Origin of the sequence: Isoptericola sp. NPDC019482, from assembly GCF_040632295.1 — a bacterium.
Lineage (GTDB): Bacteria > Actinomycetota > Actinomycetes > Actinomycetales > Cellulomonadaceae > Isoptericola.
On sequence record NZ_JBEYBQ010000004.1, the window covers coordinates 198,056 to 213,242 of the forward strand.

Below are 15,187 nucleotides of genomic sequence, written 5' to 3' on the forward strand. Positions count from 1 at the left end.
GGGCCGTCGGGAGTCCGGGCGGGCCGGGAGCGCTCCGGGATCAGGCCTTGGCCGTCTCCTCGGTCTCCTCCGCCGCCTCGCCGGACTCCTCGGTCTCGGCGGACTCGGTGGCGTCCTCGACCTCGGCGGCCGCGGCGTCCTCCTCCTCGGTGCCGATGAACTCGGTCAGGTCGACGACGTTGCCGTCGGCGTCCTTGACCTCGATGTCGCGGAGCGCGACGGCGAGGGCCTTGGAACGGGCGACCTCGCCGACCATGGCGGGGATCTGACCGCCCTGGTCGAGGGTCGAGATGAACTGGTTCGGGTCCATGCCGTACTGCTGCGAGGCCTGGACCAGGTACTCGACGAGCTCGCCCTGGCCAACCTGGACCTCGAGCTTCTCGGCCAGCGTGTCGAGCAGGATCTGGTTCTTGAGGGCCTTGGTGGCGTCCTCGGTGACCTCGGCGCGGTGCTCGTCGTCCTCGAGGCGGTTCTCCGACTCCAGGTGGCGGTGCACCTCGGCCTCGACGGCGCCGGACGGCACCGGGACCTCGACGGCCTCGAGCAGCTTCTCCAGCAGGAGGTCGCGGGCGGCGACGGCCTGGTTCGACGTCTTGATCGACGCGACCTGCTCGCGCAGGTCCGCCGTCAGCTCCTCGAGGGTGTCGAACTCCGACGCGAGCTGGGCGAAGTCGTCGTCCGGCGTCGGCAGGTCGCGCTCCTTGACGGCGGTGGCCGTGACGGTGACCTGCGCCTCCTCGCCCTCGTGCTCGCCGCCGGCGAGCTTCGTGGCGAAGGTCGTGGTCTCGTCCGTCGACAGGCCGGTGAGCGCCTCGTCGAGGCCCTCCAGCATGTTGCCGGCGCCGATCTGGTAGGAGACGCCGGAGACCGAGTCGATCTCCTCGTCGCCGATGACGGCCTTGAGGTCGATGACGACGTAGTCGCCCTCGGCGGCCGGGCGGTCGACACCCACGAGGGTGCCGAAGCGCTCGCGGAGCGCGTCGAGGCGCTCGGTGACGTCCTCGTCGCTCACCTCGGTGGAGTCCACCGTGATCTCGATGCCGGACAGCTCCGGGAGGGTGATCTCGGGGCGGACCTCGACCTCGGCGGTGAACGCGAGCTGGCCCTCGCCGGCCTTGGCGGGGATCTCGGTCACCTCGACCTCGGGCTGGCCCAGGGGGCGCAGCGACTCGGCCGTGACGGCGTCGCGGTAGAAGTTCGACAGAGCGTCGTTCACGGCGTGCTCGACGACCGCACCCCAGCCGACGCGCTGGTCGATGATGCGCGGGGGAACCTTGCCCTTGCGGAACCCGGGGATGTTCACCTGCTCGGCGATGTGCTTGTACGCGTGGTCGATGCTCGGCTTGAGCTCGTCGTACTCCACCTCGACGGTCAGCTTGACCTTGGTGGGCTCCAGGGACTCGACGGCGCTCTTCACTTCGATGGTCTCCAACGGTTCGGGTGCTGCGCGCGCGTCTCACCGGCGCGAGCCGGCCTGGTTGCTGCGGCGCGGGGTGCGGGGACCGTACGACGGGCGTACGGGCAACCCGTCCATCCTACGCCACGGCGAGGGGCACCCGGCAGACGTCCGCGTCACACCGACGCGCGTCGCCGGGCGCCCTCGCCACGGCGTCCCGAGGACGGGTGCTCAGGAGCAGGTGTAGGTGACGCCGTCCACGTAGTGCGTGCCCGGGCCGAGCTCCCCACACGTCTCGATGACGTGCGCGATACCGATGCCGGCGACGATGCCCACGATGATCGTGCCGAGCAGCACGAGACCGCTCACGATGATGCCGGCGACGGCCACGCCGTTGGACTGGCCCACCTTGCGCGACTTCACGAGGCCGACGATCGACAGGATCAGGCCGATGAGGGACAGCGGCCCGAAGAAGCCGAGGATCAGGCCGACGATGCCGAGCGTCTTGCCGGGGTTCTCGGGCTGCTGCTGGCCGTAGGCCGGCGCGTACTGGCCCGTCGGGGCCGCGGGATAGGGCCCGGGGCCCTGCGGGGCCGACGGGTAGGCCTGCCCGCCCGCGGGCTGGGCGGGGTAGGGCTGACCCGGCGCCGGCTGCCCCGGTGCGGGCTGCTGGGGCGGGGTGCCACCGGGGGGCGTCGCCCCGGGCTCGGGCGTGCCTGGCGTGTAGGGGTCCGGGGTGGTCATCAGGTTCTCCTCGCACGTCGCTCGCCGTCCGTCGGCGATCGAGGGCCGATCCTTCCAGATGCACAGGCCCCGCGGGGGGCTATCCACGGGCGAGCCGGGCGAGCCCGCCGCCAGGGGGCCGTCCGCGACCGTGGAACACTCGGTCGGACGGCCCGGCGGCCCGTTCCGGAGCCGGCCGCCCTCTCGCCGACCGATCTCACGTCGCCGACCGATCTCATCGAGGAGACCCTGATGCCCGACGCCCCCGGACGCACGCCCGACGACGCCGCCTCGCCGCCGCGGGGCCGCACGCTGGCGCCGGGGCAGCGTTGCGAGGTCTGGGTCGCGCGCGTGGGCGACCCGCGTGCCGAGCGCCTGCTCGTCACCGAGGACGTCCTGCTGGAGGCGCCGAACTGGGCCGCGGACGACACCCTGCTCCTCAACGGCGACGGCTCCCTGTGGCGCCTCCCCGTCGACGGGACGGCGGCTCCGACGAGGGTGGAGCTCGAAGGGCTCCCGCCGATCAACAACGACCACGTGCTCGACCGCTCCCGCGGCCTGCTGTACCTGTCCGCGAACGACGGGCACCTCTACCGCGCCCCGGTCGCGGGCGGCCCGGTGGAACGCCTCACCCACGACGACGACATCGTCCACTTCCTGCACGGCGTCAGTCCGGACGGGGCCCGGCTCGCGTTCGTCGCGCTGCCTCGCGACGACCTCGGGGCGCCCGGCAGGCTCGCGGTCGTCCCGGCGGACGGCGGCCCGGTGACCTACCCGCGTGCCGGCACGGGACACCTCGACGGGCCGGAGTTCTCGCTGGACGGGCGCTGGATCTACGTGAACAGCGAGCACTGGGCCGAGCGGCCCGGCCACGCCCAGCTGGCCCGGGTGCCCGCGACCGGCGGCGAGCTCGAGCGGCTCGTCGCCTCGGACACCGTGGACTGGTTCCCCCACCTGTCACCGGACGGCGCCCACGCGGCCTATCTCAGCTTCCCCACGGGCACGGTCGGCCACCCGGCCGACCTGGAGGTCGAGGTCCGCATCGTCCGCACCGACGACTGGTCCACCACGGTCGCGCGGCACGCCGTCCTCGGCGGCCAGGGGACCCTGAACGTGAACAGCTGGTCGCCGCGCGGCGACCGCCTCGCGTTCGTGGCGTACCCGACCCGGTGAGCCGGCCGGGACGCCACCACGTCCTGCGCGATCAGACGGTCGGGGTGACTGGATTCGAACCAGCGACCCTCTGCTCCCAAAGCAGATGCGCTACCAAGCTGCGCCACACCCCGCGGCCCGCCGTCGGGCGAGACCTCGGTCAGTGTAGTGCCGCCGGCGCCGGGCGATGCCACGACGTGCGCGGACGGCAGTTCGGGGGCCTGGACCTTTGCTAGGGTTGGCCCGCGTTCCCACCCCGGCGACGACGTCGTGGGGTGGCCGTGCGGGCGTAGCTCAATGGTAGAGCCCCAGTCTTCCAAACTGGCTACGCGGGTTCGATTCCCGTCGCCCGCTCCCTTCTCCTTCCTCCCCTCCCCTCGCCTCCAGGCACCCGCCCCGGCCGAGGCGTCTCGCGACCGATCGACGTCGCCGATGGATGAGATGCTCCTTGTCGATCGGTCGGCTCATGGTTAGGCTCGGCGCCGCAGCCTGCGACAGGCGCGACCACACCACGGCAGCACCAGAGCAGCACCGGGAAGCATCAGAGGAGGGCCGGCATGACGATCGTCCGCCGCGTCTCCCCCTCGGCCGCCCTCCCGTCCCACCGGGAGCCGGCGTCGACGCCCCGCACCCCGGCGTGCGCCGCGGCGACGACGCCGCGATGCTGTCGATAGAGCGTCCACGTCACGTCCGACCCGTCTGACGGCGGGTCCCCGGCGACCGTGCGGCGCTCGCACCGACCTCGCCGACGCCCCAGCGCTGCGCCTCCCCGAGAACCTGCTCGAGGGCCCGCCCCGCACGCGGCGGCACACCCGCACCACCCCACCCGCACGCCCCCTCGAGAAGGAACACCACCCATGGCACGCATCTACGACGACGCGACGAAGCTCATCGGCCGCACCCCGCTCGTCCGGCTGAACCGTCTCGCCGCCGGCCTCGACGCGACGGTCGTCGCGAAGCTCGAGTTCTACAACCCCGCCAACTCCGTCAAGGACCGCATCGGCGTCTCGATCATCGACGCCGCCGAGGCGTCGGGCGCCCTGCAGCCGGGCGGCACGATCGTCGAGGGCACGTCGGGCAACACCGGCATCGCGCTGGCCTGGGTCGGCGCCGCCCGCGGTTACAACGTCGTGCTCGCGATGCCCGAGACGATGTCGAAGGAGCGCCGCGCCCTGCTGCGCGCGTACGGCGCCGAGCTCGTGCTCACGCCGGGCGCGGAGGGCATGAAGGGCGCCGTCGCCGCGGCGGAGAAGATCGCCGCCGAGCGACCGGGCGCGATCCTCGCCCGCCAGTTCGCCAACGAGGCCAACCCCAAGGTGCACCGGGAGACCACCGCCGAGGAGATCTGGGCCGACACCGACGGCGAGGTCGACGTCGTCGTGGCCGGCATCGGCACGGGCGGCACCATCACCGGCGTCGGCCAGGTCCTCAAGGAGCGCAAGCCGGAGGTGAAGATCGTCGCGGTCGAGCCGGCCGAGTCGCCCATCCTCACCGGCGGGAACCCCGGCCCGCACAAGATCCAGGGCCTGGGCGCGAACTTCGTGCCGGAGATCCTCGACACCTCCGTCTACGACGAGGTCGTCGACATCGACGCGGAGACCTCCGTGGAGCTCGCCCGCCGCGCCGCGAAGGAGGAGGGCCTGCTGGTCGGCATCTCCTCCGGCGCCGCGATCGCCGGGGCGCTCGAGGTCGCCAAGCGGCCCGAGAACGCCGGGAAGCTGATCGTCGTCGTCATCCCCGACTTCGGCGAGCGGTACCTGTCCACGATCCTGTACTCGGACCTGCTGGACTGACGTGACGAGCCGCCGCACCGCTCCGACCGCCGCCGCCGGGCCCGCCCACGAGGACCTCGACGGGGACGTCGACCACCCGATGCCGGACGGGCACCGCCCGGGCCTGCGCCACCTGGTCGAGATCCTCGCCGAGGACCTCGAGGCGGCGCACGCCCACGACCCGGCGGCCCGCTCCCGGTTCGAGGTCGCGCTCGCCTACCCGGGCGTGCACGCCGTGTGGGCGCACCGGCTGTCGCACCGCATGTGGCATCGGCCCGGCCTGCGCCTGCCGGCACGCCTGGTGTCGCAGGCCGCCCGGTGGGTGACGGGGATCGAGATCCACCCGGGGGCCAGGATCGGGCGGCGGCTGTTCATCGACCACGGCATGGGCGTGGTCATCGGCCAGACGGCGGTCGTGGGTGACGACTGCGTGCTCTTCCACGGCTCCACCCTGGGCGGGCGGTCGATGACGCGGGGCAAGCGGCACCCGACCCTGGGCAACCGGGTCATGGTGGGCGCCGGCGCCAAGATCCTCGGCCCGCTGTGGATCGGCGACGACGCGCAGATCGGCGCGAACGCCGTCGTCACCCGCGACGTGCCGAACGGCATGGTGGCCGTGGGGGTGCCCGCGCACGCCCGCACCCCGGGCCACCGGCCGGACCACGGCCAGCACGTCGAGGACGCGTCGGAGCTGCTCGAGTACGTGATCTGACGCGAGGCCGCCCACGGCCCGTGCCCCTCCCCGATCCGCGGGAGGAGCACGGGCCGTCGTCGTCCCCGCCACCGGATTGTTCTAGTAGTCGTAGAACAAGTAGCCTCACCGCCGTGATGTGGCGCCTCGACCCGACCAGCGACGAACCGCTGTACGCGCAGCTGGTCGCGCAGGTGCGCCTCGGCGTCGCGCACGGCACCCTCCGCCCGGGGGAACGCCTGCCCTCGGCCCGGGAGCTCGCGGCCTCGCTCGAGCTCAACATGCACACCGTGCTGCGCGCCTACCAGGTGCTGCGCGACGAGGGCACGCTCGAGCTGCGGCGCGGGCGCGGCGCCGTCGTCGCTGTGGGCGCGCCCGACCTGACCGACGTCGAGCGGGCAGTGGCCGAGCTGGCCGCCGCAGCCCGTCGGGCGGGGCTGTCCGTCCAGACCACCACCACCCTCGTCACGGAGGCGATGCACCGATGACCACCGCTCCCCCGCCCGGCACCCCGCGAGCCCGCTCCGGCACGGAGGTGTGGCGCCCCCGCGCGCGCCGCGCGATGGCGTGGTCGTCGCTCGTCGGCCTGCTGTTCGCGGTCGGCGCGGCAGCAGTGGTCTGGGCATGGCGGGACGAGCTGCCGGCACAGGTCGCCTCGCACTGGAGCGGCAGCGGCGAGCCCGACGGCTTCATGGCGCCCACGACGATCGCCCTCGTGGGCGTCGCGACCGCCGTCGGGCTCTGCGTGCTCTTCGCGGCGATCGGGATCACGCAGGGCGCCGCCGCCTCCACGCGGCGCATCGCGGCCGCGGGCTGCGTGTGGTCGGGCGCGTTCATGGCGGCGATCGTCGTCGGGACGCTCGCGCCGCAGCGGGGCCTCGCCGACGCCTCCCAGGTGGAGCTGGCCGGCGACACCCTGCTGGCCGGCATCCTCCTGCCCCTCGTCCCGGCGGGGATCGCGGCCGCGCTCGTCCCCGGCGACCCCGCGATGCCCGCCGACGAGCCGGTGCCCGACGACGCCCCCCGCGCCCCGCTGCGGGACGGCGAGCGTGCCGTCTGGTTGCGGCGCGCGACGGGCGGGCCGGGGCTCGCCGTCGGAGCGGTCGCCGTCGCGCTGACGACGCTCGCCGCGGTGCTCACGGCCGAGTGGACGATGCTCGTCGTGCCCGCCGTGCTCGCCGCGCTGTTCGTCACGATGTTCGCCTTCACGGTCCGCGTGGACGCCGCCGGCCTCACTGTCCGCTCCGCGGCCCGCTGGCCGGGCACGCACGTCCCGGCGGGCGAGGTGGTGCGCGCCTCGGTGACGCAGGTGCGCCCGTTCCGCGAGTACGGCGGCTGGGGCTGGCGCACCGCCCGCGACGGGCGCGTGGGCGTCGTGCTGCGCGCGGGCGAGGCGCTGCTCGTCGAGCGCAGCGGGGGCCGGTCGTTCGCCGTGACCGTCGACGACGCCGCGGGCGCCGCCGCGCTGCTCAACGCGATGGCCGACCGCGCCCGCCACCGCTGACCTCGCCGCCGCTGAGCCCGTCTGGAGCGCGGGCCCGGGGGCGTCAGCCGAGCATGTCCCGGTGCGCCTCGGCGAGCCGGCGCGGCGCCTTCGCGAACCAGGCGTCCACGAGAAGCTCGCGCAGGGCGGCGTCACCGACCGCGTCCAGCCGGACGAGGACCACGGGCACCCCGTCGAGGTGCGGGATCGTCAGCGTCTCCGGCCGGGCGGCGAGCACGGCCTCCTTCTCCCCGAGGTCGTCGACCATGACGGCGAGGATCGGCCCTTCGGGCACGGGGTCGTCCCCGAACCGCCGCACGTCGGCCTTGCTGAACGGTCGGTGCCACGCGAACACGCGGCCGGCCACCGCCCACGCGCGGTTCCGGAACGTCGTCGTCTCGGCGACGTCGGGCAGCGCCGTGGCCGCTCGGGCCGCCTCCTCGAGAGTGACCATGGCCCGAACCTAGCGCCGCGCCCGGCGCACGCACGACGTCGGCTAGGGTGTGACGGGCCTTACCCCGTACTCCCGGTACCGGGAAGATCGGGGAGCGCCGCGACGGCCCCATCTCGACGAGGAGCACCCGCCCCATGAGCACCCTGCGCATCGGCATCCAGACCGGCTACTGGTCCCGCAAGCCCCCGAAGGGCATCGTGCCCGCGCTCGTCGCGGCCGAGGCGCTCGGGCTCGACTCGGTCTGGACGGCGGAGGCCTACGGGTCGGACGCGTTCACGCCCCTCGCCTGGTGGGGCTCCCGCACCCGCCGCCTGCGGCTCGGCACCGGCATCGCGCAGATGGCCGCCCGGACGCCGACCGCCACCGCCATGCAGGCGATCACCCTCGACCACCTCTCCGGCGGGCGGTTCGTGCTCGGCCTCGGGGCCTCCGGCCCGCAGGTCGTCGAGGGCTGGTACGGCCAGCCGTACCGCCGCCCGCTGGCGCGCACCCGCGAGTACGTCGACGTCGTGCGCCAGGTGTTCGCCCGCGAGCGCCCCGTCACCGCCGACGGCGAGTTCTTCCGGCTCCCGCTGCCCGCCGACGCGCCCGGCGCCACCGGCCTCGGCAAGGCCCTCAAGCCGACCGTGCACCCCCGCCGCGCCGACATCCCGATCGTGCTGGCGGCCCAGGGCCCGAAGAACGTGACGCTCGCCGCCGAGATCGCCGACGGCTGGATGGCGGGCTTCTACGCGCCGCGGGCCGACGCCGAGCACCGCGAGCTGCTCGCGTCCGGGTTCGCGCAGCGCTCCGACGAGCGCTCGCCGTCGTCCGGGTTCGAGGTGCTCGCCACGGTGCCCGTCGTCGTGCGCGACGACGTCGAGGCCGCCGCGGACGTCATCCGGCCCCACATCGCCCTCTACGCCGGCGGCATGGGGTCGAAGGAGGCCAACTTCCACAAGGCGTCGCTGGACCGCCTCGGCTATGCCGCGGAGCTCGACGAGGTGCAGGCGCTGTTCCTCGCGGGCCGCCGCGAGGACGCCGCGCGGGCGGTGCCGACCGAGCTCGTCGAGGAGGTCGCCCTGGTCGGGCCCGCGGACAAGGTCGCACGCGACCTGGCCCGCTGGGACGGCACGGCGCTGACCACGATGCTGCTGCAGGGCGACCCGTCCTCGATGCTGACGGTGCTCGCCGCGGCCCAGGCGGCCCGCAAGGACGCGGACGGCGGCACGCCGCTGGGTGCCCGCGTACGGGCGACGGCGGGCTCGGCCGCCGCCCGCGTCGCGCCGAAGAAGGCCTGACCGCCGCCGGCGCTCCTGGGGTCAGACCTCCTCCGGGAACCAGACGGCGCGGCGCAGGTCCACGCGCCGGCCGTCGCGGGTCAGCGGGCAGCCCTCGGCACGCAGGGCGTCGAGCGCCGCGGTGAGGTGGCGCGCGGGCGGGGCGCCGGACGCGTTCACCACGCGCCACCAGGGCACGGGGTGGTTGTCCTGCACGGGGCCGATCACCGCGGCGCCCTCGGGCACGAGGTGCGCGTAGCGGTCGCCCGAGCCGGCCATGACGTTCCCGACCTGCCGGGGCCCGCCGCGGCCCAGCCGCTCGCCCACGATCTCGGCGATCAGGCCGTACGTCATCGCGCGGCCGGACGGGATGCGGCGCACCAGGGCGAGCACCTGGGCGGCGTACTCGTCGGGGGCGTCGAGGGGTTCGTCGGACGCCGAGGCGCGAGCGGGCACAGCGCGACCCTACGACCGACCACCCACCCCGGAAGTCCGGCGGCGCGAATTCCGCTGGCCGCGGCGCGGCCGACGGGCCACGATCGGACCGTGACCTCCGACCGCCCCGCGCCCGGCCTGCCCGCCGGGTACCGCCTCCGGCAGCTCTCCGCCGACGACCACCGCGCGTTGCTCGAGCTCGACACCTGGGTGTTCCCGGCCCCGCAGTCCGTCGACGAGCTGCTCGCGATCCCCTCCCCGCTGTCGTGGGACCGGACGGTCGCGGTGGAGGCGGACGGCTTCGACGGCCTCGCCGGCATCCACGCCTCGTACCCCTTCGCGCACTTTCCCGTGCCCGGCGGCGAGCTGCCGACGGCGGGTCTCACCTGGGTGAGCGTGCACCCGCAGCACCGCCGCCGCGGCCTGCTCACCGCGATGATGGGCGAGCACCTGTCCCGCTGCCGCGAGCGCGGCGAGCCCCTGTCGGCGCTGTTCGCCGCCGAGGCTGCGATCTACGGCCGGTTCGGCTACGGCAAGGCCGCCGACGACCTGCGCGTCACCGTCCCGCGCGGCGCAGAGCTGCGCGACGTCCCCGGGGCGGACGAGCACACCGTGCGGTTCGAGCACGCCGACCGCGACCGCCACGGTGACCTCGTCGACCGCCTGCACCGGGCGGCGGGGGCCGCGGCCGGCGGACCGGGCCTCAACCGACCCGGCTGGGCGACGCGCGAGACGCCCGAGCTCCAGGCCGCGTTCTGGGACGACCCGCCGTTCCTGCGCGAGGGGCGGGAGTCGCGCCGCATGGTCGTCGTCGAGCGCGACGGCGAGCCCCGGGGCTACGCGCGGTTCCGGCGCAAGCTCGACTGGGAGGTGCCCGGTCCGCGCGGCTCCGTGTCCGTGGGCGAGGCGGTCGCGGTCGACGCCGCGGCCGCCCGCGCGCTGTGGGGCGTGCTGCTCGACGTCGACCTCATGTCCACGACCGAGCCGTTCCTGCTGCCCGTCGACGACCCGCTCACCCACCTGCTCGTCGACGTGCGGGCGGCGACGCCCCGCGTCGCGGACAACGTGTGGGTGCGCCTCGTCGACGTGCCCGCCGCCCTCGCCGGGCGCCGCTTCCAGGCCGACGTCGACGTGGTGCTCGGCATCACCGACCCCCGGCTGCCCGACAACGCCGGGTCGTGGCACCTGCGGGCGACGGCGTTCGGCGACGCGACCTGCGAGCGCACCGACGCGGCGCCGGACCTCGAGCTCGACGTCCGCGAGCTCGGCGCCGCCTACCTGGGCGGCACGTCGCTCGCGACGCTCGCCGGGGCGGGGCTCGTCACCGAGCGGTCGGCGGACGCCGTCGCGCGCACGAGCGCGGCGTTCGGCTGGCCCGTCGCCCCCGCCTGCAGCTGGGTGTTCTGACCGGCGACGGCCGGCACGTGATACCCGCCCAGACCATCCGGGGCAGGGTCGTCACCGCGGCAGTCGGCGGTCTGCTGGCCATCAGGCCTGACAGACGCCGCACCAGAAGAGGTTGCGGCCCGCCAGCTCCTTGGTGAGCACCGGGGCGCCGCAGACGCGGCACGGCAGGCCGTCGCGGTGGTACACGTAGAACGACGCGTCCCGGGGCACCGCGTCGGCGTCGCCGTCGGTGTTCTGCCGGGTGACCCGACCCCCGCCGTCCGCCACCCGGTGCTCGGGCCGGGTCGTGACGATCGCGCCGCGCTCCGCGCCGTCGCGCATGAGCACGACCAGGTCGTCCCAGATCCCCGCCAGCGCCGCCTCGGGCACGTCGCGACCCGGACGCAGCGGGTCGACGCCGGCCCGGAACAGCGCCTCGGCGCGGTAGATGTTGCCGACGCCGGCGATCACCGCCTGGTCCATGAGCTGCTGGCCGACCGTCACGCGCGAGCGGCGCACGCGCTCGACGAACGCCGTGCGGGCCGCGTCACCTCCGTCGCGGATGGGGTCCGGCCCGAGCCGCGCCTCGACGGCGGCCTTCTCCGCGCCGGTGAGCACCTCGCACGCCGTCGGCCCCGTGAGGTCGGCGACCGCGTGCGCGCCCAGCAGCCGCAGCCGCACGGCGCCGCGCGGGGCGGGCGGTTCCCACTGGCCCGCGGCGTCGAGGCCCGCGTCGACAGCCGGATCGCCGCCGTCGTCCGGCGTCGACTCGCGCTCCCCGATGCGTCGGCGCGGCGCGCCGATCGCGTGCACGACGTCGGCGCTGCCGTCGCCGGCGAACGTCCACGCCCCGTACAGGCCCAGGTGCACCCGCAGCCAGCGCACGTCGCCCGACCTGTCGGACCCACCGTCGGACCCGGTGGGGGCGTCCGACAGGTCGGGGGCGAACGCGCAGAAGAGCTGCTTGCCCCACGCCTCGGCGGCCAGCATCCGGTGGCCGTCCAGCAGCGCGGCACCGCCCGCGAACCGGCCCTGCGGGCTGGACACGGCGAGCGTCTCGCCGCCGAACAGCCCGCCCAGGGCCCGCGCGAGGCGGTGGACGGTGTGACCCTCTGGCACGTCGGCCGGTCGCGTCAGGCGATGGCGGAGACGTCGTGGGACGCCTCGTACGCGGCCATCTTGTCGATGCGGCGCTGGTGGCGGGCGTCGCCGCTGAACGGCTCGGCGACGAACGCCTCGACGAACGACGTCGCCTCGTCCAGAGGGTGCATCCGGCCGCCGACGGCGATGACGTTGGCGTCGTTGTGCTGACGGCCGAGCGTCGCCGTCTCCAGCGACCAGGCGAGGACGGCGCGCACGCCGACAACCTTGTTGGCCGCGATCTGCTCCCCGTTGCCCGAGCCCCCGATGACGATGCCGAGCGAGCCGGGCTCCGCGACGACGGCCTCGCCCGCGGCGATGCAGAACGCGGGGTAGTCGTCCTGGGCGTCGTACTCGTGGGCGCCGTGGTCGACGACGTCGTGGCCCGCGGCGCGCAGGTGGTCCACCAGGTGGGTCTTGAGCTCGTATCCGGCGTGATCGGCGGCGATGTGCAGACGCATGGCGCCATTCTCCCCCACGTCGCTCCCCGCGCCGCCCACCTCGCTCGACCCGCGCCCGCGCGTGGGCGGTGCGCCGTAGGGTGACGCCATGACTGCCGACGCCACCGGGCTGCGGTCCGGCATCGACCTCAGCGCCCTCGACCAGGCCGTCCGCCCGCAGGACGACCTCTACCGCCACGTCAACGGGCGCTGGATCGCCCAGCACGAGATCCCCGCCGACCGCGCCATGGACGGCGCGTTCCGCGCGCTGCACGACCTGTCGGAGGAGCGCGTCCGCGAGATCATCACGGACCTCGCCGCCACGGACGACCTCGACCCCGCGTCCACCCCCGCCAAGATCGGCGCGCTGTACGCGAGCTTCCTCGACGAGGACCGGGTGCAGCAGCTCGGCACGGGCCCGATCGCCGACGAGCTCGCGCAGATCGCGCGGGCGACGTCGCCCGCCGAGCTGGTCGACGTCCTCGGCGCGCTGCAGCGCACGGGCGGGGCAGGCGCCGTCGCGTTCTACGTCGACAACGACGCCAAGGACCCCGAGACGTACGTGACCTACCTCGTGCAGGGCGGCCTCGGCCTGCCCGACGAGGCGTACTACCGCGAGGAGCAGTACGCGCCCGTCCGCGACAAGTACGTGCCGCACCTGGCGCGCATGCTGCGCCTCGCCGGCGTCACCGCCACGTCCGGTTGGGGCGCCGACCCCGAGGACGCCGCGCAGCGCGTGCTCGCCCTCGAGACGAAGCTCGCCGCCCACCACTGGGACGTCGTGCGCGACCGCGACGCCGACCTCACCTACAACCCGATGACGCTCGCCGACCTCGTCGAGCGGGCGCCCGGCTTCGACTGGCGGGCGTGGGCGGCGGCGCTCGGCGCGCCCGCCGGTTCGCTGGACGCCCTGGTGGTGCGCGAGCCGTCGTTCGCGACGGGCTTCGCCGAGCTGTGGCGGACGGAGTCGCTGGCGGACTGGAAGCTGTGGGCCGCGTACCACCTGGTCACCGCGCGCGCCGCCTACCTCGACGACGCCACGGTCGAGGCCAACTTCGACTTCTACGGCCGCACGCTGTCGGGCGCGCAGGAGGTGCGCGACCGCTGGAAGCGCGGCGTCGCGCTCGTCGAGCGGGCGCTCGGCGAGGCCGTGGGCGAGCAGTACGTGGCCCGACACTTCCCGCCGGAGCACAAGGAGCGGATGGACACGCTCGTCGAGAACCTGGTGGCCGCGTACCGCGAGTCCATCGACGCGCTCGACTGGATGACGCCCGAGACGAAGGTCAAGGCGCTCGCCAAGCTCGAGCGGTTCACCCCCAAGGTGGGCTACCCGGTGAAGTGGCGCGACTACTCGGCCCTCGAGGTCGACGCCGCCGACCTGGTCGGCAACGTCCGCCGCGCGCACGCGTTCGAGCAGGACCACGAGCTCGGGAAGATCGGGCGCCCGATCGACCGCGACGAGTGGTTCATGACGCCGCAGACGGTCAACGCCTACTACAACCCGGGCATGAACGAGATCGTCTTCCCGGCCGCGATCCTGCAGCCGCCGTTCTTCGACCCCGACGCGGACGACGCCGTGAACTACGGCGGCATCGGCGGCGTCATCGGGCACGAGATCGGCCACGGCTTCGACGACCAGGGCTCCAAGTACGACGGGGACGGCCGCCTCGAGGACTGGTGGACCGAGACGGACCGCACCGAGTTCGAGAAGCGCACCCAGGCCCTCATCGCGCAGTACGACGCGTTCCGCCCGGCGCAGCTGCCCGAGGACGGCCCGCACGTCAACGGCGCGCTGACCATCGGCGAGAACATCGGCGACCTCGGCGGCCTGTCCATCGCGATCAAGGCGTACCGCATCGCGCTCGGCACGGCGCTGGACGAGGCGCCCGTCGTCGACGGCCTCACCGGCCTGGAGCGCGTCTTCCTGGGCTGGGCGCAGGTGTGGCAGTCCAAGGGCCGCGACGAGGAGGTGGTGCGCCGGATCGCCACCGACCCGCACTCCCCCAACGAGTTCCGCTGCAACGGCGTGATCCGCAACATCGACGAGTTCCACGCCACCTACGACGTGGGCCCCGACGACGCGCTGTGGCTCGCTCCCGAGGAGCGCGTGCGCATCTGGTGACCCGTCCGACGTCCTGACGCACCCTGACACGGCGAGGCCGCCGACCGTTTCTCCGGTCGGCGGCCTCGCCGTGTCAGGGGTCGCCTCAGGAGCAGGCCCGGGGCGGTGTCGTCAGCTGGCGCCGATGCCCGCGCGGGCGAGCGAGAAGCCGTTGCCGGTGGGGTCGTGCGTGCACGACATGCCGGTGTCCTCGCTGCGGCACGTGAACTCACCCTCGGTGATCGAGTCGCCGTACTCCAGGACGTCGACGTCGCCCCCGGCCTTCGTCGGCTGCTCGCCCTTCGGGACGCACGGCTGCGCGACATCCCCCTCGCCGTCGACCGTCACCACGTACCCGGTGGTGCCGTCGCATCCCTCCGTCGGGGCGGGCTGCTGGTTGAGCTCCGCGATCCCGCAGGACGCGCCGTCGGCGTAGATCGAGCACGTGATGTTCTGGGACGGGGCCGCGAAGTGCGCCAGCGCCTCGCCCTGCATCGGGGCCGCCTCCGACGCCGAGGGCGACGGCTCCTGCGAGGTCACGGGGGCGCCGTCGGCCTGCGGAACGGTGGGCGACGGTGCGCCGAACATCTGCACGGCGAGCACCACCATCGTCACGATGAGCACCGCGTCGACCGCGATGAACGCGATCCACCCGGCCGAGAGCCGGCGCCGCCGGCGCGGCGGGGCGGGCGGCGGCCCTGGAGTCCCTCGACCGCTGGGACCTCGTCGCCGGCATGGCCGAGGTCGTGAAGACC

General features: G+C 74.6%; 16 protein-coding genes and 2 tRNA genes. 9 read left to right on the plus strand and 9 right to left on the minus strand.

The window, feature by feature from the left end; translation table 11 throughout:
• Nucleotides 1-40 precede the first annotated feature (40 nt).
• Both tig and ABZ493_RS05275 read right to left on the minus strand, forming a co-directional pair.
• Nucleotides 41-1,417: a trigger factor gene (gene tig, locus ABZ493_RS05270; RefSeq protein ID WP_430581142.1), complete on the minus strand. Its 1,377-nt coding sequence runs from the start codon at nucleotides 1,415-1,417 to the stop codon at nucleotides 41-43.
• Nucleotides 1,418-1,627: 210 nt separating this feature from the next.
• Entirely contained in the window at nucleotides 1,628-2,140 is a 513-nt protein-coding gene (locus ABZ493_RS05275) for a DUF4190 domain-containing protein (RefSeq protein ID WP_430581116.1), read from the minus strand.
• A 231-nt stretch (nucleotides 2,141-2,371) separates the two neighbouring features.
• Between ABZ493_RS05275 and ABZ493_RS05280 the strand changes: the two genes are divergently transcribed.
• A complete protein-coding gene (locus ABZ493_RS05280; RefSeq protein ID WP_430581117.1) occupies nucleotides 2,372-3,292 on the plus strand; it encodes a biopolymer transporter Tol in 921 nt (306 codons plus the stop codon).
• A gap of 39 nt (nucleotides 3,293-3,331) precedes the next feature.
• Here ABZ493_RS05280 and ABZ493_RS05285 read toward each other — a convergent pair.
• A tRNA-Pro gene (locus tag ABZ493_RS05285) sits at nucleotides 3,332-3,405 on the minus strand.
• A 149-nt stretch (nucleotides 3,406-3,554) separates the two neighbouring features.
• Here ABZ493_RS05285 and ABZ493_RS05290 point away from each other — a divergent pair.
• Nucleotides 3,555-3,625: transfer RNA gene (locus tag ABZ493_RS05290), tRNA-Gly, on the plus strand.
• 187 nt (nucleotides 3,626-3,812) lie between these two features.
• On the opposite strand, the gene ABZ493_RS05295 is transcribed toward ABZ493_RS05290, so the two are convergent.
• Nucleotides 3,813-3,959: a hypothetical protein gene (locus ABZ493_RS05295; protein ID WP_430581118.1), complete on the minus strand. Its 147-nt coding sequence runs from the start codon at nucleotides 3,957-3,959 to the stop codon at nucleotides 3,813-3,815.
• A gap of 169 nt (nucleotides 3,960-4,128) precedes the next feature.
• Between ABZ493_RS05295 and cysK the strand changes: the two genes are divergently transcribed.
• The 4 genes from cysK to ABZ493_RS05315 all read left to right on the plus strand — a co-directional run bounded on the left by cysK (nucleotide 4,129) and on the right by ABZ493_RS05315 (nucleotide 7,238).
• Entirely contained in the window at nucleotides 4,129-5,064 is a 936-nt protein-coding gene (gene cysK, locus ABZ493_RS05300) for a cysteine synthase A (protein WP_430581119.1), read from the plus strand.
• Nucleotides 5,065-5,143: 79 nt separating this feature from the next.
• Nucleotides 5,144-5,755: a serine O-acetyltransferase gene (gene cysE, locus ABZ493_RS05305; RefSeq protein WP_430581143.1), complete on the plus strand. Its 612-nt coding sequence runs from the start codon at nucleotides 5,144-5,146 to the stop codon at nucleotides 5,753-5,755.
• 113 nt (nucleotides 5,756-5,868) lie between these two features.
• On the plus strand, nucleotides 5,869-6,222 hold the full coding sequence (locus tag ABZ493_RS05310) for a GntR family transcriptional regulator (RefSeq protein ID WP_430581120.1): 354 nt from the start codon (nucleotides 5,869-5,871) through the stop codon (nucleotides 6,220-6,222).
• Nucleotides 6,219-7,238, plus strand: a complete 1,020-nt coding sequence (locus tag ABZ493_RS05315; protein WP_430581121.1) for a DUF1648 domain-containing protein — start codon at nucleotides 6,219-6,221, stop codon at nucleotides 7,236-7,238. Before ABZ493_RS05310 ends, ABZ493_RS05315 begins: the two co-directional genes overlap by 4 nt.
• A 43-nt stretch (nucleotides 7,239-7,281) precedes the next feature.
• Here the strand turns inward: ABZ493_RS05315 and ABZ493_RS05320 are convergent, their stop codons facing one another.
• Nucleotides 7,282-7,671: an MmcQ/YjbR family DNA-binding protein gene (locus tag ABZ493_RS05320; RefSeq protein WP_430581122.1), complete on the minus strand. Its 390-nt coding sequence runs from the start codon at nucleotides 7,669-7,671 to the stop codon at nucleotides 7,282-7,284.
• Nucleotides 7,672-7,814: 143 nt separating this feature from the next.
• Here ABZ493_RS05320 and ABZ493_RS05325 point away from each other — a divergent pair, with 143 nt between their 5' ends.
• Nucleotides 7,815-8,951, plus strand: coding sequence for an LLM class F420-dependent oxidoreductase (locus ABZ493_RS05325; RefSeq protein WP_430581144.1), 1,137 nt, complete (start codon nucleotides 7,815-7,817; stop codon nucleotides 8,949-8,951).
• A 21-nt stretch (nucleotides 8,952-8,972) separates the two neighbouring features.
• Here ABZ493_RS05325 and ABZ493_RS05330 read toward each other — a convergent pair whose 3' ends face one another.
• The gene (locus tag ABZ493_RS05330) at nucleotides 8,973-9,386 is read right to left on the minus strand and encodes an MGMT family protein (RefSeq protein WP_430581123.1); all 414 of its coding nucleotides are present in this window, start codon (nucleotides 9,384-9,386) and stop codon (nucleotides 8,973-8,975) included.
• Between the two features lie 90 nt (nucleotides 9,387-9,476).
• On the opposite strand from ABZ493_RS05330, the gene ABZ493_RS05335 reads away from it, so the two are divergent.
• The gene (locus tag ABZ493_RS05335) at nucleotides 9,477-10,772 is read left to right on the plus strand and encodes a GNAT family N-acetyltransferase (RefSeq protein ID WP_430581124.1); all 1,296 of its coding nucleotides are present in this window, start codon (nucleotides 9,477-9,479) and stop codon (nucleotides 10,770-10,772) included.
• An 81-nt stretch (nucleotides 10,773-10,853) separates the two neighbouring features.
• Here the strand turns inward: ABZ493_RS05335 and ABZ493_RS05340 are convergent, their stop codons facing one another.
• Both ABZ493_RS05340 and ABZ493_RS05345 read right to left on the minus strand, forming a co-directional pair.
• Entirely contained in the window at nucleotides 10,854-11,870 is a 1,017-nt protein-coding gene (locus ABZ493_RS05340) for a zinc finger domain-containing protein (RefSeq protein WP_430581125.1), read from the minus strand.
• 14 nt (nucleotides 11,871-11,884) lie between these two features.
• The gene (locus tag ABZ493_RS05345; protein ID WP_430581126.1) at nucleotides 11,885-12,352 is read right to left on the minus strand and encodes a ribose-5-phosphate isomerase; all 468 of its coding nucleotides are present in this window, start codon (nucleotides 12,350-12,352) and stop codon (nucleotides 11,885-11,887) included.
• A gap of 88 nt (nucleotides 12,353-12,440) precedes the next feature.
• Between ABZ493_RS05345 and ABZ493_RS05350 the strand changes: the two genes are divergently transcribed.
• Nucleotides 12,441-14,453, plus strand: a complete 2,013-nt coding sequence (locus tag ABZ493_RS05350; RefSeq protein WP_430581127.1) for a M13-type metalloendopeptidase — start codon at nucleotides 12,441-12,443, stop codon at nucleotides 14,451-14,453.
• Between the two features lie 111 nt (nucleotides 14,454-14,564).
• Here the strand turns inward: ABZ493_RS05350 and ABZ493_RS05355 are convergent, their stop codons facing one another.
• Nucleotides 14,565-15,056, minus strand: a complete 492-nt coding sequence (locus tag ABZ493_RS05355; RefSeq protein ID WP_430581128.1) for a hypothetical protein — start codon at nucleotides 15,054-15,056, stop codon at nucleotides 14,565-14,567.
• Between the last annotated feature and the right edge of the window lie 131 nt (nucleotides 15,057-15,187).